Below are 21,213 nucleotides of genomic sequence, written 5' to 3'. Positions count from 1 at the left end.
GGGAGCCGCGCGCAGCAAGGCGGGGGCAGAGCCCCCTGCCTGACCGGAACGTGCGCACGACCTTACATATGGATCACGCGGCCATACGCATCCAGCACGCTTTCGTGCATCATTTCTGACAGAGTCGGGTGCGGGAAGACCGTGTTCATCAGGTCTTCTTCGGTCGTTTCCAACTGCCGCCCAACCACATACCCCTGAATCAGTTCGGTAACCTCGGCACCGATCATATGCGCCCCCAGAAGTTCACCTGTTTTGGCATCGAACACGGTTTTGATCAGGCCTTCCGGTTCGCCCAGAGCAATGGCCTTGCCATTGCCGATGAAGGGGAAACGACCAACTTTGATGTCATATCCCAGCTCTTTGGCTTTTGCTTCGGTATATCCGACCGAGGCCACCTGAGGCTGGCAATAGGTACATCCCGCGATGCTTTCGGGTTTGACCGGGTGTGCATGCTGGCCCGCGATCAGATCGGCGACCATGACGCCTTCGTGACTGGCTTTATGTGCAAGCCAGGGCGCGCCAGCGATGTCGCCGATCGCATAAAGACCATCGACACCGGTGCGGCAATACTCATCCGTCACCACATGCGTGCGGTCGATCTTTACGCCCAGAGCTTCCAGGCCAAGGTTCTCGACGTTGCCGACGATACCGACAGCCGAGATCACCGTGTCGAACTCGTGCTTCTCAACCTTGCCCTTGACTTCGATATGAGCGGTCACCTTGCCTTTGCCACGATCCAGCTGCTTGACCATGGCTTTTTCCATGATGGTCATGCCCTGTTTGGTGAAGGCTTTCTTGGCCAATGCACTTATTTCCGCATCTTCCACAGGCAACACGCGGTCCATTACTTCGACCACAGTCGTGTCAGCCCCCAACGTGTTGTAGAAGCTCGCAAACTCGATGCCGATCGCGCCCGAGCCGATGACCAGCAATTTCTTGGGCATCCGGGGCGGTTGCAGCGCGTGCTTGTAGGTCCACACCAGATCGCCGTCAGCCTCGAGACCGGGCAGTTCGCGGGCCCGTGCGCCGGTTGCGAGAACGATGTTCTTGGCCGTCAGTTCTTCGGTGCCCTTGTCGGTCTTGACACTGACCCTGCCTTTTGCGGGGATCGTCGCCTCACCCATCACCACGGCGACCTTGTTCTTCTTCAGCAGATGGCCGATGCCGCCCGAAAGCTGCCCGGCAACGCCACGGGATCTTTTGACGACCGCGTCCAGATCGTAACCGATCTTGTCGGCTTTCAATCCGAAATCCTTGGCGCGTTCCATCAGATGGAACACTTCGGAGGACCGCAGCAATGCCTTGGTGGGAATGCACCCCCAGTTCAGACAGATGCCACCAAGGTGCTCGCGCTCGACCACGACGGTTTTCAGACCAAGCTGGGCCGCACGGATGGCGGCGACATAGCCACCGGGACCAGCCCCGATTACGATCAGATCATAGGATTGTGCAGCCATGTGTTCCTCTCGGCGCAGGTGATGAAAATTTAGTTTACCATTAAACTATTTTCAGAAACGCATCAACAAGCGTTCCCGCGACAAATGCGACGCAGGGTAAACCATACCTGAATATGCGGATTTCAGCCTATACCCCGGCCAAAGCTATGGCTAGAACAGAAACGCCGACGCCGTTCGGACATTTGTGAACACATTGAAATCAAGGAGTTTACCATGGCCAAAACACTAAAAGATCTGGCGCTTGCTCTGCTAAACGCAACTTTGATACTTGTGGCGCTGTGCCTGTTTTTGGGCTGGAAGCTGGCATCGAAAGTCGAAAGCGTCTCGGCAGAGTTCTCAGAGACCGTACAAGTTCTTGCCCCTATTCGGGATGAGGCGAAGGGCATTCGGGGCGAACTTTCCGAGTTGCGCGGTGATTTGACGACGCTGATGAGGGAACACCAGGTTACGGACAGTCAAACCGCGCAAAACATCCAGGCAACATTGCGCCGCCTAAACGCTGTTGAACAAAAGCTGCAATCTACGCAGGAGCGGTTCACTGAACTTGCAGACACGCCAGAGGTTCTGATCGCTCAGACCATACAGACCGGAGCAGACATCGCATCCGAGCGCGTCTTGGCGCTCAAGGGGTGTAAGCCGGAATCCTAAGGGCCCCTGCTCTATCGGTTGTCGCGCGGTTCCATAATCTGTCTCGGCGATCTCAGGCTGTCGCTTGCAGCTCACGCACAGTAGACCCGTAGCCACCCATGTCGACATAAGCCTCTTCGTGAGGGGTCGAATTGCGCGACAGTGCTTCGTTCCGATAAGGAAAACGACCGAACTTGCGGATCACTTCACGATGCGCTCGGGCATGAAGCAGATTGCTTGTATCGCCGCTCATGTTTTCGCAGATCAGACGCACGCAGCGCTCCTGATCGCACAGATTTTCCGAATGCATCATTGGCAAATAAAAGAACTGCCGGGCCGGTTCGTCGATTTTCTTGTCCCAGCCCCTGTCCACCGCGCATTTTGCGGCGGCCAAAGCCGCTCGGTCCGTCGCGAAAGCACGCGCCTGCCCCCGGAACATGTTGCGTGAAAACTGGTCCGTCAGAATAATGTAAGCCAGTGACCCGCTGGGATAGGTCAGCCAGAGCGAAAACTTGCCCTCGGCCGCAGCCTCCCATGTTGATTGAAAACGTGCCCGGATATTTGAATCCAACGCTTCATCCTCAATATACCAGCCCTTTGGACCCACCTCATCTAACCAAAAACTCAATACTTCTTCAGGCGTTACCATTGCCTTAAACTCCGTCTTGTGCCCGCATTTGGGACGTAACGTCATTTAAGGCCGTTTTACAGAACTGTTACAGTAACATATTGCAACACTTGCGACATAATCCTGTGTCCTAGGCATCTTCCTGCTCAGCCTGCTCGGCCTCGGCGGCCTCGATCGCAACCTCCTGTGCCACTTCAAGCGCAACTGGCGAGGATGTTGGATACAGCGTCGACATTGTGCCGGTTTCGTCCACAGGGATCGAAGCACGCTGTGTCGTTCGATAAAGTGCGTAGAGTGCCATTGCGAGTAACAGTGCCGCAATAAAGAGAAAAAAGCCCGACGGCCCGAAAATGGCATCACCCATCAACCAACCGGTTATCAGCGGCCCGGCAATCGCTCCCAGACCGTTGATAAACACCAGTCCGCCAGATGCTGCCGCCATATCCTCGTATTCAAGAAAGTCATTCGCATGCGCGATCAGCAGTGAGTAGAGCGGGTTGGAGGTGCCGCCGATCAGGAAAGCCGAGGCAAGCAGAATTGGAAACGATCCACCCATCATCATTGCGATAGTTGCGCCGCCGGCACCGGCGAGCGCCACAAGAAGGATCAGAAAGCGTCGATCCATGCGATCAGAGAACCAGCCCAACGGATATTGCAGAACAACTGCTCCGATATAAAACGCCGCAACGAAGGTCGAAATTTCTACAAGCGACAGCCCGGCCCGAGCGCCGAAAACCGCCGCCATACCGAACTGCGCCGAAAACACGCCCCCCAGCAGAAACATGCCCACACAGCCCAGAGGCGAGGTTTCCAGCAGTTTCTTCAGGGTCATCGGTTTTGTGGTATCAAAGGCTGGTGTTGGCGAGATTGACAACAAAATAGGTGCGAAAGACACCGAAACCAGAATCGAGGCGATTACAAAGGTTTCGTATCCAGCGGGGTCGCCGACCAGAACAAGCGCCTGCGCACTGATGATACCCGTCATCTGGACAATCATATAGAGCGACAGCGCCTGCCCGCGGTTCTCATTACTTGCCGCGTTATTGAGCCAGCTTTCCGCGGTGACGTAGACGCCCGAAAAACAGAACCCGATCACCACCCGGCCAAGGGCCCACGCGATCGGGTCTGTCAGCATCGGATACATGATCATCACGGCCGAAATGAACGACGCAAGGGCCGCAAAGACCCGTACATGGCCGACGCGCCGGATCATCTCGGGTGCGAGGCGTGAACCGCCCAGAAAACCCAGAAAATAGGCCGACATGACAAATGACATCTCAAGGGTCGAAAAGCCTTCGATCTCACCCCGAACGCCCAGGATAGTGCCCTGCAGGCCGTTTCCGACCATCAGCAACCCCATGCCGAGCAACAACGCCCATGCGCTGGAAAGGACCTGAATCATTGGGGCCTCCGACTAATGCCAACCTGATTTTAGTGTCGTTCTGCGATCAAAGACCGCCTACGTCGCGCTTGTCTACGACATTCCCGATCCGTGATGCTGTATACGCGCCCTTCAGGGGATCAAAAGCGACGCGTCGCCATAAGAAAAGAACCGATATTTTCGTGCTATGGCATGCGTGTAGATATCGCGCATCCGATCCTGCCCCACCAATGCCGAAACCAGCATAAGTAAAGTGGACTTCGGCAAATGAAAATTGGTCATCAATGCGTCTGTGACATGGAATTCGAAACCGGGATAAATGAAGATATCAGTGTCGCCTTCCCAAGGTTCGATCTTTCCTGACCTTGCAGCACTTTCGATCAGGCGCAAAGCTGTTGTCCCCACCGGGATCACACGCCCGCCAGCCGCCTTGGTTGCCAGTATCTGTGCCGCGGCCTCCGGGCTTACCTGTCCCCATTCAGCATGCATCTTATGGGTTGTGACATCCTCAACCTTAACCGGAAGAAAAGTTCCTGCCCCCACATGAAGCGTCACATGCGTGAAGCTTACACCTCGCTCGGCCAACGCCTTCATCAGCGCATCATCGAAATGCAACGATGCGGTCGGGGCGGCCACGGCGCCGGAACGGTTTGCCCAGATAGTCTGATAGTCCGTTTTGTCCCGTTCATCGGCCGGGCGTTTGGCTGCGATGTAGGGCGGCAGAGGCATTGCTCCGGCCTGATCCAGCGCCGCGTCGAAATCCTCGCCGCTGAGATTGAAGCGCAGATACGCCTGGCCGTCAGCAACCCTGTCCAGTGTGGCGCTGAGATCATCTGAGAAGACAATCTCTTCCCCAAGCTTCACCTTTTTGAGCGGCTTGATCAACGCAGACCACGTGCCGTCGGACTGCGGGTCCAGCAAGGTTGCCTCGACCCCGGCGGAAACCGGCCCTTGCGCGCTGTCGCGATGGCGCCGACCGTTTAGCCGCGCCGGGATGACACGGGTGTCATTCAACACCAGCCGGTCGCCCGGCTGCAGATACTCAGGCAAATCGATCACATGGCTGTCGGTCGTCGCGTTCCCTTGCGCTACCAACAGGCGCGCAGAGGACCGCGGGCTGGCAGGCCGCGTGGCGATCAGGTCTTCGGGCAGGTGGAAATCAAAATCGCTGAGTTTCATGCCCGCGCCTTACAACCCTGCATCAGATTCGGCCATATCCTGTCAGCGGTCACTTGGGGATGATCCAAACGTGGGTTTTGGTTCATCAGGTTTCTGGGGCACTGCGTTCGGGCCATCCTGAACTTGCGGTGCCGGGGCACGCAACAGGTCGCGTAGGAACAGAGGAGCAAGACCGGACAAAGGATTTACCGACACTTTGGGCGAAGCAAGCGGACCGGTCAGGGTGTAGTTGAAGCCAAAGACGCCCTCGCCCTTGCGCGTGAACACGCTGCCAACTGCGTTGAGGAGGTATATAGGCGAAATTGCACCGCGCAGGTTCAGCATTCCGTTCACCGTATCGATGGTACCGTCAAAAGACAGGCCCATGGATGGCCCGACGGCACTGCCGCTGAGCACCTTGATATCCGTCGGCGTGATCCGCATCCGGCTGTCGATTGCTGCAAAAAAGATGCCCTGCCCGGCCATTTCGTCCAAAAGCCCCACAAGGCTGATGGCATTCAGCAAGGCTGCCATGGCAGGAGCGTCGGTGATCCGCGTATTGGTGATTTTCAATATCACGTCATAGCTGCCGGGTGCGGCCACAGGCTCAAGCTTGAGGTCCATTTCTCCGCCCCGCGCCTGTGTCAGAACCCCGGCCGATCGTAGCACGGCACCCGCATCTTGCGACGTCAGGTCAACAGCACTTCGTTTCCCTCTGGGGCTGACCTGCCCTCTGACCGGCGCGCCGCCATTGACCCGCGCGTTGAAGTTCCCTTGTATTCCGCCGGTCGTCTGAAATGCGCCCTGGAACCCGGTCAGTGCGACGGTTTCCGTCACCTGAAGGCGATCCAGCGACACGTCCAGTTTCGGCCCGGCGCCGCCCCCGCCGCCTGATCCGCCACTTTCGCCGAAATTCGCGCGGCCCATATCAAGTACGCCGCCAAGAACACGGATATCCGGCATGGCGCCCCCGCGCCCGATCAGCTCTGCCGGGACCGCCAGCCAGTCGCCCAGGTCAAAAGAGCTGAAGCGAACCCGATCATATTCGCCATTCTCACGAAACGTAATCGAGGCAGAGGTACGCAAACCCGCCGCATCTATGCGCAGGCTGTCCACTTTCAGTTGCGATCCCAAAGTCGTTTCGGCTGTCAGAGATCCTGTCGAATTAGTTCCCTTTCGCCAACCAAGCTCGGGTATGGCCAGCCCCACGCCTTGCAAATCAGATGAAACGGACAGTTTCGGAGGAGGTCCGGCACCAAGCCCCAAGGTGATGTCCGCAATCCCTTTTCCGGTCAGCATGCCCGGAGGTAAACCCGCACCGATCTCATCCATCAATCGCGGCGACAGCTCGATCTGACCCGTCAGGGTACTTCGCTGTGCGGACTTGCCATCTATCGGCTGCCGCCAGAGCGCCGTCAGCGGCACGTCCCCAAACTGCCCCAGCCCCTGAATCTGAACACCGGACTGATCACCCGAAAGATCCAGCTGATCAGCGCTGACGGTAAAGCCAGGCACCAACCGGTCACTGAACAGATTGGCCAGCCTGCCATCGAAATGGAACTCGGTGTCCTCGAACTTGAGATCTTTTTTCAAGGGCAAGGACAGAGTTCCTGCCAACGACACCGTTCCCTTCGCCACATCAACGGGCAACCCCGCCTTGCTAAGCAATTCGAGCGGAGGCCGGTCCAGCAAGGATAACGCGGCCGTCACACTGCCACTGGCCCGGATGCGCGCAATCGCGGGCGCAGATTTCTTGATATCCGTGTCGGGTATGATGAAGGACGTTCCCGTTGCATCCACCGCACCGCCGTCATCCGCAATCACTACACCCTGCTGCGCAGTGACCGTGAACCTGCGGTTGATCAGGCTGGCCTGACCCTGCGCCTTTTCGATCGGAGGCAGCGTTTTGACAAACCGGATCTTCGCCTCTTCAAATCCGAAATCCAGATAGAGATCCGGTTTCGAACCGGGCAAAAGGCGCAGGGCAAAATCCATATCCGACAGAACCCCTTCGTACAGGTTTTTGGTCACCCATTCTCTCGGTTTCGGCGCCAGACGCTCGGGCCAGTATCCGAGAACCTTGTCCGACGTCATTTGGTCCAGATGTGCGTCCAGCTCGACCGCCCAGCCATCCGGTCGCCCGTTCAGGACACCAAAGGCACGCACCGTATGGCCCGGATCTTCGATGGTCATCTGACCGAGCCGCAATTGGAACGGGTTGATCGCCATCTTGAAATCCAGGCTGGCCCGCGAAAGCTGAATAGGCTGTGGGAACAGGTTTGCAGGGTTCACATTGATACCGGACAACTGCAACTGCGCAGACAGGCTGTCCAGCACGCCATCTTCCGCACCTTCCAAAACCGCCTTCCCGTCAGCCTGCACCTCGCCCCAGGCCGAGACAACTAAAACTTCGTTGAAGTCCAGCATCTGCCCTTTAGGGTCATAAGTGAAATACGTGCGGGCAGATTCGAAGGGGACCGGGCGTGTTTCGGGGTTTGGCTGAACGGCCCCCGCCCCCAGATTCAGAGTTGCGTATACGGTACCGATAGCTCCTTTTTCATCGACTCCACCCCGTAAGGCACCCGAAATCGGGGCCCGCAGAACCTGCAACCAGGCAAGGGCGGGTGTTTGGCCCGCGATATCCTCGGCCGGCAAGTCAGTGACCGATATCCCGAATTGTGCCGCAGGCGTCCCCAGGACGCTTGTATAATTGGCCTCGATTGCACTGACATAGTCACGCCCTGCCAAAACCGAGAACCCGGTCGCCAAACGCACCTCGCTGCCGCTCCGGTTGGCCTGAATATGTCCACCGTCCAGAATCCAGGACCGTCCTTGCCGCAGATCTAGATAATCCAGTGTGATCGCATCAAGCTCGACAGACGTCAGTGCAGACAGGGCCGGAGACAGGAAGACCTGATCCGAGGCTTCGATAAGCTGTGCTAGGTTCGGGGCTTCCTGCACGGGTGCGCTGCCGGATCCGACCGTAAGACTCAGTGCCCCGTCCTTGTTCCGGGTCACGGCGATTTGCGCACCGCTCAGAATTATTCTTTTCGGGCGGACGTGCCCCCGCAACAAAGGGCGCATGGCCAGACTGGCGCGCATGTCGGACACCTGCGCAATTTGCTGACCAGCCGCATCGCTGATGAACACATCGGTCAGACGCAGACGCGGTCGCCAACCCTCGTGAATGATGAAACTGACGTCACCAAACCGGATTTGCAGCCCGCCCAAGGCCTGTTCAAGCCGCGCCTCGACCCTGTCCCGCAGCCAGACAGGTGCGTGCATTCTTTGTCCGACAAGCATGAAACCAGTGAACAACGCCAACAGCACCAGCATGAAAGTGCCGCGCATGGCCCATAGTCCGGCGGCCCGGCGGCGAGACCGACGGCGCGCGGGCTTTTCCCGCTTTGCTCCATCGTCATCTTCGTGCTGCTTCAAATTGCTATCCACGCCTTCCAACCCGCACGTGTTGCCCTATGATATCAGGCAGCCTTCTAAAACCTTTAACGGAGTTTCCAATGCCCGACGTTTCAGACATCGCCCCTGACTTCACTTTGCCGCGCGACGGCGGCGGCGAGGTGACGCTTTCGGCGTTGCGCGGTGGCACCGTGGTTCTGTTCTTCTACCCCCGCGATGATACGCCGGGCTGCACCAAGGAATCCATCGGTTTCTCGGAACAACTTCAGGCCTTTGCGGATGCGGGCGCTCAAGTTTTCGGCATCTCCCGTGACAGCGTCGCCAAACATGACAAATTCGTCGCCAAGCATGGGCTGACAACACCGCTGTTGTCGGATGAGAACTCGACCGTCTGTGAAGACTACGGGGTGTGGGTCGAAAAGAACATGTACGGGCGCAAGTCGATGGGGATTGAACGTTCGACGTTTATCATCGACCCCGAAGGCAAGATTGCCCGCGTTTGGCGCAAGGTCAAAGTTCCCGGCCACGTGGATGAAGTGCTGGAAGCGGTGCGCGCGCTGTAACGCTCTCGACCGCGGTCGCCATCCGGTTTAAGAGCCACAGGAATAACCAGGCGGAGAAACATGGTGTCCAAATCGCTGACTCAGATGGCGACCGAGGTTCTTGAAACGGCCGATGGTCGGGAAAAGACCACCCTGTCCAAACAGCACGCCGCCGCGTGGTTTGCGTCGCGCAAAGGCGACGCCCGCCCGATCGAGATCGGTACCGCGTCACCGCCGCTGCAACCCGCGCGCCCGGACCAGCCCGAACTCCTGTCTCCGCGCGAAGTACCAAAGCGAAAGCCGGGCACTGAAGCGGGACGCATCGCCCTGTTGCATGCCGTGGCGCATATCGAACTGAACGCCGTCGATCTGCATTGGGACATAATCGCCCGCTTTGGCCATGTGTCGATGCCGATCGGGTTTTATGATGATTGGGTAAAATGCGCCGAGGAAGAATCGCGCCATTTCGAGATGGTCTGTGATTGCCTTGAACAGATGGGAAGCTACTACGGCGCCCTGCCTGCCCATGCAGGAATGTGGCGAGCGGCCGAGGACACCGCAGACGACCTGATGGGGCGGCTGGCGGTTGTCCCCATGGTGCTCGAAGCGCGCGGTCTGGACGTCACCCCCGGCATGATCGAGATATTTCGCAAAGCCAGGGCCGAGCAGGCCATTGCAGCGCTTGAAGTGATCTATGCCGAAGAAGTCGGCCATGTCGCCTATGGGTCCAAGTGGTTCCATTTCCTGTGCGGCCGGGAAAATTCCGACCCGAAGGATGTGTTTCACACTCTGGTTCGCCGGTATTTCCACGGCGTCCTGAAACCGCCCTTCAACGAGGAAAAGCGTGCAGAGGCCGGACTGCCACCCGACTTTTACTGGCCGCTGACCGAAGACCTGCCCGCGCCCGGCGAAATCACAAACTGACGCTTGGACACTGATATCGGCAATTTCCCGCCGATCTTTGGGGGGATTTCTGCGCTGTTGGCCACTGGCGGGTCAACAAACTTGCCCGAACGCTGCCTGCCCTTTATGCAATCGGCCCAAGGGGCGGCAGGCACTCACGACCGGTCCCGATCTTGGGGATGAGAGGTAGGACGCGTGCGAACACGTCTGGCAATAAAAATACACTCGGTACTTGAACGGTACTTCCCGGAACGCCGGGTCTTTCTGAAATCTGACAAAGATACACGCTTTATCCGTCTCAGTTCGGAAACGCAGGTGGTCGCGGTGGCCGGTGTTGCCGTCATGGTCGGCTGGACCGCGATGGCAACTGCCATTCTGCTGATGGACAGCATCGGATCGGGTAACTTCCGGGAACAGGCGAAACGCGACCAAGCCACCTATCAGGAACGTTTGAATATCCTGTCCGCTGAACGCGACGCGCGTGCGCAGGAAGCCCTTGCCGCCCAGGATCGTTTCAACGCCGCGCTGGAGCAGATTTCCGCCATGCAGTCCGAACTGCTGGCATCGGAAAACCGACGTCGCGAACTTGAGACGGGGATCGAAGTCATCCAGACCACGCTGCGCACGACCATGAAACAGCGGGAAGATGCACGGGCAGAACTGGCTGCATTGAAGCAGGAAACCAGCAACGCTGACATGTACGTTGCAGCCTCCAGCGCCCCGGTGCAAATGGCGTTCATGACGGACGCTCTGGCACGCACGGCCGAGGAACGCGACAAGATCGCTGCAGACGCCCGTGACGCACTGGGTCAGCGGGACGATCTGGAGCTGGAAATCCGCCTTATGCAGGAACGCAGCGACGAGATTTTCCGCCAGCTGGAAGAAGCCATGGTGATATCGGTCGAGCCGCTGGACAAGATGTTCCGTCAAGCGGGAATGCCAACAGACCGCATCATCGAAGAGGTCCGGCGCGGATATAGCGGTATGGGCGGTCCGCTGACCCCTTTATCCCTTAGCACGCGTGGTGAGGTGGACGAATTGTCCGCCGAGGAAGGCCGCGCGAACACATTGCTGAAACAGATGGATCAGCTGAACCTGTATCGTCTTGCGGCGGAAAAAGCCCCCTTTGCCAATCCTGTACATTCGGCCGTGCGTTTCACCAGTGGCTACGGCAACCGGCGCGATCCCAAATCCGGTGGTCGCCGGATGCATAACGGTGTCGATTTCGCAGGGCCGCAAGGCACGGATATCTTTGCGACCGCGGACGGCGTCGTTACCCACGCAGGCTGGCAATCCGGTTTCGGGCGGCTTGTGAAAATCAAGCACGCATTCGGAATTGAGACACTTTACGCTCATAACACCAAGATCAATGTGAAGGTTGGTCAAAGGGTCTCGCGCGGGGATCATATTGCTGATATGGGTAGCACCGGACGGTCGACCGGCACGCATCTGCACTATGAAGTGCGCGTGAACGGAAAACCTGTAAACCCAATGACTTACATCAAGGCTGCGAGAAATGTTTTCTAAAAGCAAAATCAACGAACCCGCATCCAAGGCACCTGAGGCGGCCAAACCCGCCGCTCCGGCGACCCCAGCGGCCCCTGCACCGACCGAGTCGAAACCTGCGACAGCGCCCAAGCCCAAGCCGCCAGCATCGGTTCTGTCTTCGGATCTGCACATCACCGGCAACATCAAGACCTCTGGTGACATTCAGGTGGAAGGCACGGTTGAAGGCGACATCCGCGCCCACCTGCTGACCATTGGTGAATCGGCGACGATCAAGGGTGAAGTCACCGCAGACGACGTTGTGATCAACGGCCGCATCGTTGGTCGCGTGCGTGGCCTCAAGGTGCGCCTGACGTCGACTGCACGCGTTGAAGGCGACATCATCCACAAGACCATCGCCATCGAAAGCGGTGCGCATTTCGAAGGGTCGGTACAGCGCCAGGACGATCCGCTGAACCCGGGTCGCAGCGCCAAAGCCGGATCGAACCCGGCGGCGGACGTCAAACAATAATTCGACCTCTCAGGTCAGACCGGAGACGCCGCGGGGAGACCAGCGGCGTCTCTTTTTTGGGGCCGCAGCCCTTGTCCGGGAAACTTGTTTTGATCCCGTCGGGATCACGTTAGGGTCGGGTCATGTTGATTTTCCTGACACTTGTTGCAGTGATCGCGGCAGGTCTGACCTTTTACTTTTGGTCCAAACGACAGGCGCGTCACGCCCTGTTGGCCGCGCCGTTGACGGACAGTCAACGGCACCTTGTTGACGCTCAGGTCCCGATCTTGCGAAGGCTGCCGCAGGGCCTGCGCGCAAAGCTGGAAGGCAAGATCAACTTGTTCCTTGATCAGGTTGAATTCATCGGGTGCGACGGTCTGGACGTTACCGAAGACATGCAAGTGTCCATCGCCGCGCAAGCCTGTCTGCTGGTTGTGAATACCGACCTCTGGTATGACAACCTGACCACCATCCTGATCTATCCCAGCGCTTTCAAATCCAGGCAGAGCCGGCACAGCGGTTATGTCGTCACCGAGAAGGAAGTCGTGCGCACCGGGGAAAGCTGGAACCGCGGCCCGGTGATCCTGTCCTGGGCCCACAGCCGGCGCGGTGCCATGAATGATCATGACGGGCAAAATGTTGTCTTTCACGAATTTGCCCACCAGATCGACGATCTGACCGGGTCGGCCAACGGGGTGCCTGTTCTCAGCAACAACCAGAGTTTTTCAGAATGGGAGTCCGCGTTCCTAACAGCCTATGATGCGCATGTGCGCGCCGTTGAATCCAGGCAGCCAACTATAATCGACCCCTATGGCGCGGAAGGGCACGAGGAGTTTTTTGCCGTTTCGGTTGAAGTGTTCTTTGAGCGCCCCAAGGCGCTGCGCAACTCGGACCCGGGCGTTTACAAACAACTGTCAAAGCTGTTCCGCCTGGATCCTGCTCAATGGACCTAATGGCTTTCCGACCCAAGGTGAGAGGGTATCCGGGAAATTCCCCGTTCGACACAATTTAACAAAAGTTAATTTATGAATTACACTTAAGCGCATTGCATTGTGGAGGAAATTTCATGTCATCAAAACTACTGGCCGAGTTCTTCGGCACCTTCTGGCTGGTTCTCGGAGGTTGCGGCAGTGCCGTATTGGCAGCGGGCGTCGCGGATGTCGGAATAGGGTGGCTTGGCGTGTCCTTCGCCTTCGGCCTGACGGTTCTGACAATGGCCTACACGGTTGGCCATATCTCGGGCGGACACTTCAATCCGGCGGTCAGCCTGGGCTTGATGGTTGGCGGGCGGTTTCCGGCCAAGGATCTGCTGCCGTATTGGATCGCTCAGGTCATCGGAGCCATCGCTGCCGCAGTGGTTCTGTATCTGATTGTCAGCGGTGCGCCCGAGTTCTCTGGCGTCGGAGGATTTGCGTCAAACGGATATGGTGAGGCCTCACCCGGGGGGTATTCCCTGATGTCCGCTCTGGTGATCGAAATCGTGATGACCGCTTTCTTCATCCTGATCATTCTGGGCGCGACCTCGGACAAGGCACCGGCGGGTTTCGCCCCCATCGCGATTGGTCTGGGATTGACCCTGATCCACCTTGTATCAATTCCGGTCACCAACACTTCGGTCAACCCGGCCCGGTCCACAGGCGTCGCCCTGTTTGCCGACGGCCCTGCCCTGTCGCAGCTGTGGCTGTTCTGGGTGGCCCCGCTGATCGGCGGCGCGATCGGAGCGCTTATCTGGAAAGCAATGTCACCGGACGATTGATTCTCTTGCAATCAATCATATAAAAAAGCCCGGCGTTTTGAGGAGCGCCGGGCTTTTCACGTTCACTCGGTAACGGTGACTTTTTTCATCACGTCCGGCTGGCCGATAATGGCGCCGTTCTGGCCCTCACCGCGTTTGATCGCGTCGACTACGTCTATGCCGTCAGTCACCTGACCAACAACCGTGTACTTGCCGTTCAGGAACGGGCCCGGTTCGAACATGATAAAGAACTGTGAGTTGGCGCTATTGGGGTCTTGCGCCCGCGCCATGCCAACCACGCCCCGGTCGAATTCGAAATCCGAAAACTCTGCCGGAAGGTCTGCACGGTCGGAACCACCGGTTCCGGCGCGGCGCATGTCACCACCCAGGCGGCCATGTTCCACGTCGCCGGTCTGCGCCATGAAGCCGTCAATCACGCGGTGAAACACCACGCCATCGTACTTGCCTTCATTGGCCAGAGCAGCGATCTGCTCAACATGTTTCGGAGCAATATCATCGAACAGGTCGATGGTGACAGTGCCATTGGCTCCCTCACCTTCGATCTCGATCTCAAGACCCGTGGCCAGCGCAGGGCTGGCCAGCAAGGCAAAAGCGGCGGCGAACTTATACATCAGCCGCCACCTTGACGCTGATCATGCGGTCAGGGCTCGCTGGCGGCTCGCCGCGTACGATGGCGTCCACATGCTCCATTCCGTCGATGACACGGCCATAAACAGTGTACTGGCCGTTCAGGAAGTGGTTGTCCTTGAAGTTGATGAAGAACTGCGAGTTGGCCGAATCCGGGTTCTGCGACCGCGCCGCGCCCAAAGTGCCGCGATCATGGGGCAGCTTGGAAAACTCTGCCGGAACGTTCGCCAGCGACGAACCGCCGGTTCCAGCCATACGCAGGTTAAAACCGTCTTCCATATCGCCATGCTGCACGTCGCCGGTTTGCGCCATGAAACCGTCGATCACACGGTGGAAGGCTACGTTGTCATACTGTCCGTCGCGGGCCAGTTCTTTCATCCGCGCGCTGTGCAAAGGCGCCACATCCGGCAGCAGCTCGATGACGACATTGCCGTCTTTCAGCTCGATGATGATTGTGTTTTCGGGATCCTTGATCTCGGCCATGAGGCCCTCCTGTCGTTTATCTTGCGCAAATACCTATGATGCACGCGTACGAATGCCAAGTGACGCATTGACCTGAGGGCAAAATGCAGGAAAAGAACCGCCTAAATCATTTGCAAATGACGAGGATTGCGCGATGGGCTGGAAAACGCTGGACGATATGGACCTGAACGGCAAACGCGTTCTGGTGCGTGTGGATATCAATGTGCCGGTCGTGGATGGCGTAGTTACCGACGCCACTCGTATTCAGAGAATCGTGCCCACTGTGCGCGACATTCTGGCCGCAGGCGGCAAACCGATCCTTCTGGCCCATTTCGGTCGCCCCGGTGGGGAGCGACGCGAAAACCTGTCGCTCAAGCAACTGGTCCCCACCCTCGAAAGCGCTTTTGGCACCAAAGTCCTGTTTGCCGCCGACTGTGTTGGAACCGAGGCCGAACTGGCAGCAGAGGCGTTGCAGCCCGGTCAGGTACTGTTGCTCGAGAACACGCGTTTTCACGCGGCAGAGACCAAGAACGACACCGATCTGGCCGCAGGCATGGCCAAGCTGGGTGACGTGTACTGCAACGACGCGTTTTCAGCGGCGCACCGGGCCCACAGCTCGACCGAGGCCATCGCGCGCCTTCTGCCCGCCTGCGCCGGTCGTTTGATGCAGGCCGAGTTGCAAGCTCTGGAAAACGCGTTGGGCGCGCCCAAACGCCCGGTAACAGCGGTTGTGGGCGGAGCCAAGGTCTCGACCAAGCTGGAATTGCTGGGCAACCTGATCGACAAGGTCGATTATCTTGTGATCGGTGGCGGCATGGCCAATACATTCCTCGTCGCACAGGGCATCAGTGTTGGTAAATCACTGGCCGAGACTGCGATGAAAGACACCGCCGCCGAAATCCTCGCCAAAGCCGAAAGCTCTGGCTGTCAGATCGTTCTGCCACGCGATGTTGTGGTGGCCGAAAAGTTTGAGGCCAACGCCCCTCATCAGGTCCTGCCAGCAGATCAATGCCCCGAGGACGGCATGATCCTGGATGCGGGCCCCGAAAGTGTCGCCGCGATCACAGGGATTTTTGACAAAAGCAAAACCCTGATCTGGAACGGTCCGCTGGGTGCGTTCGAACTGGAACCGTTTGACGCCGCCACCAATGCCGCCGCCTTGAAGGCGGCCGCGCTTAGCCGTTCGGGCCAGCTCATCTCGGTCGCCGGGGGTGGAGACACGGTTGCAGCCCTGAATGCTTCAGGTGCAGCCAAGGACTTCACCTACATCTCGACCGCAGGTGGTGCATTCCTGGAATGGATGGAAGGCAAGGCGCTGCCCGGTGTCGCGGCGCTAGATCAATAGGCGTCACTTACCGCTTTTGATCGCCTGATAGGGTTCATGGTATTATCCCTTTTTGAACGGGGGATTTCACCGTGAAGCCAATTTACCTTCTTGTCCTTACCATCCTGCCCTGCTCTGCCGCAGCTCAATCCAGTTGCGGCGGTCAGACCCAACTTGACGCCAATTTCTGCGCCAAAGAACAATGGGAAATCGCTGATCGCGAACTCAACCGGCTGTGGGCACAGATCAAACCCGCAGCCGCTGCACGCAGCGAAGGTGATGCTCTTCTGACCGAACAACGCGCCTGGCTGAAAGCCCGAGACGCAACCTGCGACAAAGAACTGTCGGGAGGCGGCAGTGCTGCCCCGATGTTCTACTGGTCCTGCATGAAAGAGCAGACCGAGGCACGAAACCAGGCGCTGCAAGCGTGGCGCTGACTTGCACCAGAGCAGGCATAAATTACTGATGAAAAATCGAATCAGGGGATTCACAACCCGAATCACCTGTGACATAGTGTGTTCAGATGTCCGCAAAGGGCACATTTTTGAGGCAAGTTTTCATACGGCGGTAAACAGAGTGTCCCGTTCCCATCGGCCCGGTCTGGGCTCAATCGTCTTCTTCTCGGTGGCTTTCATGCTTGGTGTGTATTTCACCTTTGCCGCCGTGCAAGGTGACTATGGCCTGTTTCGGCGGGTCGAAATTGCTGGGGAACGGGACGCCCTGTCACACGACCTGGAAAAGCTTAATGCCCAAATCGCCGAATTGGAAAACCTGACCCGGCGCCTGTCTGATACCTATCTGGATCTCGACCTGCTCGATCAGCAGGCGCGTTCGGTTCTTGGTATGATCCGGGCAGATGAAATCGTAATCCGCTGATCCTTTTTTGGTCGCCGTAATTCTTCGGTACATCGTTGCACCGCTTTGCATTTCAGCTCAGCCGCGCCCGCGCGGACGCTGCGTCACATTTCCCCTCGCCAGAAAGCCCCAAATGCTTTATGAGATAGTTTAACGCTAAACTATCTTGCCGAAAGGGGGAGATCGCCACTATGGCTGCGCGAAAAACCACAAAGAAACCAAATGTTTCTGCGGAAGAACTCAAGACATACTACCGCGAGATGCTTCTGATCCGTCGATTCGAGGAAAAGGCGGGCCAGCTTTACGGCATGGGTCTGATCGGCGGGTTCTGCCACCTTTACATCGGACAAGAGGCGGTTGTTGTTGGGCTCGAAGCGGCAGCTCAGGACGGCGACAAGCGGATCACCTCTTATCGTGACCACGGCCATATGCTGGCCTGTGGTATGGACCCGGGCGGCGTGATGGCCGAACTGACCGGGCGCGAAGGCGGCCTGTCCAAGGGCAAGGGCGGTTCGATGCACATGTTCTCGAAAGAGAAGCATTTCTATGGTGGCCATGGCATCGTTGGCGCGCAGGTTCCGCTGGGTGCCGGTCTGGCCTTCGCTGACAAGTACAAGCAAACCGGCGGCGTGACCTTTACCTATTTCGGCGACGGTGCCGCAAACCAGGGTCAAGTCTATGAGACCTTCAATATGGCCGCCCTGTGGGATCTTCCCGTGGTTTTCGTGATCGAGAACAACCAATACGCCATGGGCACAGCGCAGGCGCGTTCGACCTCGTCACCTGATATCTATGTGCGCGGCGAAGCGTTCGGCATTCCCGGCGAGATCGTCAACGGTATGGATGTGCTGGCCGTCAAAGCTGCTGGTGAAAAGGCTGTTGCCCACTGTCGCGCCGGCAAGGGCCCTTACATCCTTGAGATTAAGACCTACCGCTATCGCGGCCACTCGATGTCTGACCCGGCCAAGTACCGAACCCGCGAAGAGGTTCAGAAAGTCCGCGAACAAAGCGATCCGATCGAACATGTGCGCGAGCTGCTGCTGACTGGCAAACACGCGACCGAGGATGACCTGAAGGCGATCGACAAAGAAATCAAAGAGATCGTGAATCAAGCTGCCGAATTCTCGAAAGAAAGCCCCGAGCCCGCCGTTGAAGAGCTCTGGACCGATATTTACGCCTGAGAGGACGAATAAGACATGGCAACCGAAATTTTCATGCCCGCCCTTTCGCCCACCATGGAAGAGGGCACGCTGGCCAAATGGCTGGTCAAGGAAGGCGACACTGTATCAAGCGGTGACATCCTGGCCGAAATCGAGACCGACAAGGCGACAATGGAATTTGAAGCTGTCGACGAGGGCATCGTCGGCAAGATCCTGATCGCCGAAGGCACCGAAGGGGTCAAAGTGAACACCCCGATTGCGGTTCTGGTCGAAGAAGGCGAAGACGCCTCGGCCCTGCCCACGGCTACGCCCGCTGCCGCTGCGGTGGCCGAAGCCGCCCCTGCGGCGGTCGAGGCACCCGCTCCTGTCGCCGCAGCCCCGGCCGCTCCGGTGGTGGATCTTTCGCCCGACTGGCCGGCAGATGCCGAGATGAAACCCGAAACCGTTCGCGAAGCGCTGCGTGACGCGATGGCCGAAGAAATGCGCAGCGACGAAGACGTCTATCTCATGGGCGAGGAAGTCGCGGAGTATCAGGGCGCCTACAAGATTTCCCAGGGTCTTCTGGACGAATTCGGCGGCAAACGCGTGATCGATACCCCGATCACCGAGCACGGCTTTGCCGGTATCGCCGTAGGATCGGCCTTTGGCGGTCTGAAACCGATCGTCGAGTTCATGACGTTCAACTTCGCCATGCAGGCGATCGACCAGATCATCAACTCAGCCGCCAAGACGCTTTATATGTCCGGTGGTCAGATGGGCTGTCCGATCGTGTTCCGCGGCCCCAATGGTGCCGCCGCACGCGTCGCGGCCCAGCACAGCCAGGACTATGCCGCTTGGTACATGCAAATCCCCGGCCTGAAAGTCGTCATGCCCTATTCGGCGGCAGACGCCAAAGGATTGCTGAAATCAGCCATCCGCGACCCAAACCCGGTGATCTTCTTGGAAAATGAAATCCTCTACGGTCGCTCCTTCGACATGCCACAGGTAGACGACCTGACCATCCCGCTGGGCAAGGCCCGTATCTGGCGCGAAGGCTCGGACGTGACTATCGTCAGCTTTGGCATCGGCATGCAATACGCTCTGGAAGCCGCCGACAGGCTAGCCGAAGAGGGCATCAGCGCCGAGGTCATCGACCTGCGCACGATCCGCCCGATGGATACCGGAGCGATAATCAACTCGGTGATGAAAACCAATCGCCTTGTGACAGTTGAAGAAGGTTGGCCGCAAGGCTCGGTCGGCAGCTACATCTCATCCGTTGTGATGCAGGAAGCGTTCGACTATCTCGACGCGCCGGTCATCAACTGCACCGGCAAGGACGTTCCGATGCCCTACGCCGCGAACCTCGAAAAACTGGCCCTGATCACTACGGACGAGGTGATCGAAGCCGTCAAACAAGTGACCTACCGGTAAGGAGCGACAGACAGATGCCCACCGAAATTCTGATGCCCGCCCTTTCACCGACCATGGAGGAAGGCACGCTTGCAAAATGGCTGGTCAAGGAAGGCGACACCGTCTCCTCCGGCGATCTGCTGGCCGAGATCGAAACCGACAAGGCCACGATGGAGTTCGAAGCCGTCGATGAAGGCACCATTGGCAAGATCCTGATCCCCGAGGGCACTGAAGGGGTCAAGGTCAACACCGCCATTGCGGTTCTTTTGGAAGACGGCGAAAGCGCTGATGATATCTCGACCTCGCCCGCTGTTGTTCCGGCGGCTGCCCCCGCAGCCGCTGCGGGCAACGAGGCTGCCGCGCCAGCGGTATCCGAGGCGCCCGCCCCTGCCCCGGCCGCCCCGGTCAAGGCAGATGGCGGTCGTATCTTTGCGTCCCCTCTGGCCCGCCGGATTGCCGCGCAGAAAGGCCTTGATCTGGCGCAGATCGCAGGCTCTGGCCCGCATGGTCGCATCGTCAAAGCGGATGTCGAAGGGGCAACTGCAACCGCACCGGCACCAACTCCTGCGGCCGCAGCGCCAGCGGCTGCTGCAGCTGCTCCCGCTGGACCCTCCGCGGATATGGTCACGCGGATGTATGAGGGTCGCGAGTATGAAGAAATTCAGCTCGACGGTATGCGCAAGACCATTGCCGCACGTCTGGGCGAAGCCAAGCAAACTATCCCGCACTTCTATCTGCGTCGCGACATAAAGCTGGATGCGCTGCTGAAGTTCCGTGGCCAGCTGAACAAGCAGCTGGAAGGCCGTGGCATCAAGTTGAGCGTCAACGACTTCATCATCAAGGCCGTCGCCAACGCGTTGCAGCAAGTTCCAGCCTGCAACGCAGTCTGGGCGGGCGATCGGGTGCTGCAACTGAAGCCATCGGACGTGGCCGTTGCGGTCGCAATCGAGGGCGGCCTGTTCACCCCGGTTCTTCAGGACGCCGACATGAAATCTCTGTCAGCCCTTTCGACCGAGATGAAGGACCTCGCCGCCCGTGCCCGTGAGCGCAAGCTGGCACCGCATGAATATCAGGGGGGCACGTTTGCAATCTCGAACCTGGGTATGTTCGGCATCGACAATTTCGACGCCATCGTGAACCCGCCTCACGCCGGTATTCTGGCGGTGGGAACAGGCGTGAAAAAGCCGATCGTCGGGGATGATGGTGAGCTGACGGTGGCAACTGTGATGTCCGTTACCATGTCCGTCGATCACCGCGTTATCGACGGCGCGTTGGGGGCAGAACTGCTCAAGGCAATTGTCGACAACCTTGAAAACCCAATGGTCATGCTGGCCTGAGGACCTGAAACATGCACTCGCCCCTGATACCCGGGGCGAGTGCAGTCTCATCTCTTGGCACTGAATTGAACTTGCGTGATCGGGGCACCGTTTGCCCTGTGTATCAAGACGTCCCACTTCCTTCCTTTAGAAGCCGTCGGAAGGCAGGTGCGCGATACTCTCAAGAAATCTCATTCTCAGCCTGATTGTATTGG

At 58.2% G+C, this 21,213-nt stretch carries 20 protein-coding genes; 13 read left to right on the top strand and 7 right to left on the bottom strand.

Annotated features, from left to right (window positions below):
• Positions 1-62: 62 nt before the first annotated feature.
• Entirely contained in the window at positions 63-1,457 is a 1,395-nt protein-coding gene (gene lpdA / locus AC2FFA_RS04425; RefSeq protein WP_299893954.1) for a dihydrolipoyl dehydrogenase, read from the bottom strand.
• 213 nt (positions 1,458-1,670) lie between these two features.
• On the opposite strand from lpdA, the gene AC2FFA_RS04420 reads away from it, so the two are divergent.
• Positions 1,671-2,105, top strand: coding sequence for a hypothetical protein (locus tag AC2FFA_RS04420; protein ID WP_496850185.1), 435 nt, complete (start codon positions 1,671-1,673; stop codon positions 2,103-2,105).
• 52 nt (positions 2,106-2,157) lie between these two features.
• Here the strand turns inward: AC2FFA_RS04420 and AC2FFA_RS04415 are convergent, their stop codons facing one another.
• The 4 genes from AC2FFA_RS04415 to AC2FFA_RS04400 all read right to left on the bottom strand — a co-directional run bounded on the left by AC2FFA_RS04415 (position 2,158) and on the right by AC2FFA_RS04400 (position 8,689).
• Complete coding sequence (locus tag AC2FFA_RS04415) at positions 2,158-2,733, bottom strand: DUF924 family protein (RefSeq protein WP_117868651.1); 576 nt, start codon at positions 2,731-2,733, stop codon at positions 2,158-2,160.
• Between the two features lie 109 nt (positions 2,734-2,842).
• A complete protein-coding gene (locus tag AC2FFA_RS04410; RefSeq protein WP_117868650.1) occupies positions 2,843-4,114 on the bottom strand; it encodes an MFS transporter in 1,272 nt (423 codons plus the stop codon).
• A 111-nt stretch (positions 4,115-4,225) separates the two neighbouring features.
• Entirely contained in the window at positions 4,226-5,272 is a 1,047-nt protein-coding gene (gene queA, locus AC2FFA_RS04405) for a tRNA preQ1(34) S-adenosylmethionine ribosyltransferase-isomerase QueA (protein WP_496850183.1), read from the bottom strand.
• 42 nt (positions 5,273-5,314) lie between these two features.
• Positions 5,315-8,689 carry a YhdP family protein gene (locus AC2FFA_RS04400; RefSeq protein WP_496850181.1) on the bottom strand — a complete coding sequence of 1,125 codons (3,375 nt, stop codon included), beginning with the start codon at positions 8,687-8,689 and terminating at the stop codon, positions 5,315-5,317.
• A gap of 80 nt (positions 8,690-8,769) precedes the next feature.
• Between AC2FFA_RS04400 and AC2FFA_RS04395 the strand changes: the two genes are divergently transcribed.
• The 6 genes from AC2FFA_RS04395 to aqpZ all read left to right on the top strand — a co-directional run bounded on the left by AC2FFA_RS04395 (position 8,770) and on the right by aqpZ (position 13,865).
• Entirely contained in the window at positions 8,770-9,231 is a 462-nt protein-coding gene (locus AC2FFA_RS04395) for a peroxiredoxin (protein ID WP_117868647.1), read from the top strand.
• Positions 9,232-9,291: 60 nt separating this feature from the next.
• Positions 9,292-10,134, top strand: coding sequence for a ferritin-like domain-containing protein (locus AC2FFA_RS04390; RefSeq protein ID WP_496671300.1), 843 nt, complete (start codon positions 9,292-9,294; stop codon positions 10,132-10,134).
• A 174-nt stretch (positions 10,135-10,308) separates the two neighbouring features.
• A complete protein-coding gene (locus tag AC2FFA_RS04385; RefSeq protein WP_496850178.1) occupies positions 10,309-11,640 on the top strand; it encodes a DUF5930 domain-containing protein in 1,332 nt (443 codons plus the stop codon).
• Positions 11,630-12,130, top strand: coding sequence for a bactofilin family protein (locus tag AC2FFA_RS04380; RefSeq protein WP_117868644.1), 501 nt, complete (start codon positions 11,630-11,632; stop codon positions 12,128-12,130). Before AC2FFA_RS04385 ends, AC2FFA_RS04380 begins: the two co-directional genes overlap by 11 nt.
• 122 nt (positions 12,131-12,252) lie before the next feature.
• Positions 12,253-13,062: a M90 family metallopeptidase gene (locus tag AC2FFA_RS04375; protein WP_496850176.1), complete on the top strand. Its 810-nt coding sequence runs from the start codon at positions 12,253-12,255 to the stop codon at positions 13,060-13,062.
• A 113-nt stretch (positions 13,063-13,175) separates the two neighbouring features.
• On the top strand, positions 13,176-13,865 hold the full coding sequence (gene aqpZ / locus AC2FFA_RS04370; RefSeq protein ID WP_496850174.1) for an aquaporin Z: 690 nt from the start codon (positions 13,176-13,178) through the stop codon (positions 13,863-13,865).
• A 62-nt stretch (positions 13,866-13,927) separates the two neighbouring features.
• Here aqpZ and AC2FFA_RS04365 read toward each other — a convergent pair whose 3' ends face one another.
• Together AC2FFA_RS04365 and AC2FFA_RS04360 are read right to left on the bottom strand one after the other, a co-directional pair.
• Entirely contained in the window at positions 13,928-14,476 is a 549-nt protein-coding gene (locus AC2FFA_RS04365; RefSeq protein WP_496850172.1) for a peptidylprolyl isomerase, read from the bottom strand.
• Positions 14,469-14,975, bottom strand: coding sequence for a peptidylprolyl isomerase (locus tag AC2FFA_RS04360; protein WP_117868640.1), 507 nt, complete (start codon positions 14,973-14,975; stop codon positions 14,469-14,471). Before AC2FFA_RS04360 ends, AC2FFA_RS04365 begins: the two co-directional genes overlap by 8 nt.
• Positions 14,976-15,108: 133 nt before the next feature.
• On the opposite strand from AC2FFA_RS04360, the gene AC2FFA_RS04355 reads away from it, so the two are divergent.
• From AC2FFA_RS04355 to AC2FFA_RS04330, 6 genes are all read left to right on the top strand, one after another.
• Positions 15,109-16,299, top strand: coding sequence for a phosphoglycerate kinase (locus AC2FFA_RS04355; RefSeq protein WP_299893976.1), 1,191 nt, complete (start codon positions 15,109-15,111; stop codon positions 16,297-16,299).
• A 71-nt stretch (positions 16,300-16,370) separates the two neighbouring features.
• Entirely contained in the window at positions 16,371-16,715 is a 345-nt protein-coding gene (locus AC2FFA_RS04350; protein ID WP_496850170.1) for a lysozyme inhibitor LprI family protein, read from the top strand.
• Positions 16,716-16,854: 139 nt separating this feature from the next.
• Positions 16,855-17,154 carry an FtsB family cell division protein gene (locus AC2FFA_RS04345; RefSeq protein ID WP_162896755.1) on the top strand — a complete coding sequence of 100 codons (300 nt, stop codon included), beginning with the start codon at positions 16,855-16,857 and terminating at the stop codon, positions 17,152-17,154.
• A gap of 170 nt (positions 17,155-17,324) precedes the next feature.
• Positions 17,325-18,314, top strand: coding sequence for a pyruvate dehydrogenase (acetyl-transferring) E1 component subunit alpha (gene pdhA / locus AC2FFA_RS04340; protein ID WP_496850168.1), 990 nt, complete (start codon positions 17,325-17,327; stop codon positions 18,312-18,314).
• Between the two features lie 15 nt (positions 18,315-18,329).
• Positions 18,330-19,703: a pyruvate dehydrogenase complex E1 component subunit beta gene (locus AC2FFA_RS04335; protein WP_496850166.1), complete on the top strand. Its 1,374-nt coding sequence runs from the start codon at positions 18,330-18,332 to the stop codon at positions 19,701-19,703.
• 14 nt (positions 19,704-19,717) lie between these two features.
• Positions 19,718-21,019 (top strand): pyruvate dehydrogenase complex dihydrolipoamide acetyltransferase, encoded by a 1,302-nt coding sequence (locus tag AC2FFA_RS04330; RefSeq protein WP_496850164.1) that lies wholly within the window; start codon positions 19,718-19,720, stop codon positions 21,017-21,019.
• Positions 21,020-21,213: the final 194 nt, after the last annotated feature.

This window comes from Ruegeria sp. YTSB088 (genome assembly GCF_059609825.1).
Note: the sequence above shows the minus strand (reverse complement) of the source record. Positions and strands in the feature narration are given on the sequence as shown.